Genomic DNA, 1,508 nt, shown 5'->3' with positions numbered 1-1,508 from the left:
ATTTTAGATAGTGATAGGGCAATGGTATCTGTAGGTATAGCTGGTGAAATTTATATATCAGGAGATGGATTAGCGAGAGGATATATAAACAGACCCGGATTAACAGCAGAAAAATTTATAGATAACCCATTTGAACAAGGAACAAAGATGTACAAAACAGGAGATATAGCTAGATGGTTACCAGATGGAAACATAGAGTTCCTAGGGAGAATAGATAATCAAGTTAAAATAAGAGGATTTAGAATAGAGCTTGGTGAGATAGAAAATAGGTTATTACAACATGAAAATATTAAAGAGACAGCAGTTTTAGTTAAGGAAAATAAAGAGAGTGAAAAATATATATGTGCCTATGTGGTAAGTGATAAAACCATTCAAGAATTAGATTTAAAAGGTTACTTAAAGGAAACATTGCCAGAATATATGGTTCCAGCTTACTTTGTGGAATTAGAAAAAATGCCGCTTACAACGAATGGAAAGCTTGATAGAAGAGTACTTCCAGAACCAAACTTAGACTTAAGCTTAACAGAATATGAAGCTCCAAGAAATGAAGTTGAAGAGACTTTAACAAAAATATGGAGTGAAATATTAGGAGTTGAAAAGGTTGGAATAAATGATAACTTCTTTGATCTAGGAGGTCACTCTTTAAAGGCTACAATACTTATGGCTAAGATTCATAAAGAATTAAATAAAGAAGTCCCATTAAAAGAACTATTTAAGTCACCGACAATAAAAGATTTAAATAAGTACATTGAAAATGCGGAAGAAAACCTTTATTCAAAAATAGAAAAGTTAGAAGAAAAAGAATACTACGAAGCATCTTCAGCTCAAAAGAGAATGTATATGCTTCAACAATTTGATAAAGATAGTGTAGCTTACAATATGCCAGCAGTTTTTGAGTTAGAAGGAGAAGTTGATAAGGATAAAATAGAAGAAACTTTTAGAAAGCTAACGCAAAGACATGAAGCATTAAGAACTTATTTTGAAACTTTAGATGGTGAAATAATACAAAAAATACAAAATAATTGCGAATTTGAATTAGAGCACAGAGCTGAAAATAAAAATATAGAGGATACAATAAATAACTTTGTAAGACCTTTTGATTTAATGGCGGGCCCATTATTCAGAGTAGAACTTGTTGATAACAAAGATAAAACTTATTTGCTAATAGATATGCACCACATAATATCTGATGGTTTATCTATGGGAATATTAATAAACGAGTTTACCGAAATTTATGGTGGAAAGACGCTAGAACCATTAAAGCTGCAATATAAAGATTTTGCAGCATGGCAGAATAACTTCTTAAACTCAGAGGAAATGAAAAAACTAGAAGAATACTGGATTAATAGGTTTGATGATGAGATACCAGTGTTAAATATGTCTACTGATTATGAAAGGCCTACTATGCAAAGTTTTGAAGGAGATAGTGTAAGCTTTGAAGTTAATGAAGAGGTAACATTAAAATTAAAAAAGCTTACAAAAGAAACAGGAACTACAATGCATATGGC

General features: G+C 31.0%; 1 protein-coding gene. It reads left to right on the top strand.

Annotation, left to right across the window (positions count from 1 at the left end; genetic code table 11):
• On the top strand, positions 1-1,508 hold a 1,508-nt coding region (locus AB2369_RS13245; RefSeq protein WP_367666940.1), incomplete at both ends, for a condensation domain-containing protein.

The sequence above is a fragment of the Clostridium sp. genome (assembly GCF_040797585.1).
GTDB lineage: Bacteria > Bacillota > Clostridia > Clostridiales > Clostridiaceae > Clostridium_Z.
Note: the sequence above shows the minus strand (reverse complement) of the source record. Positions and strands in the feature narration are given on the sequence as shown.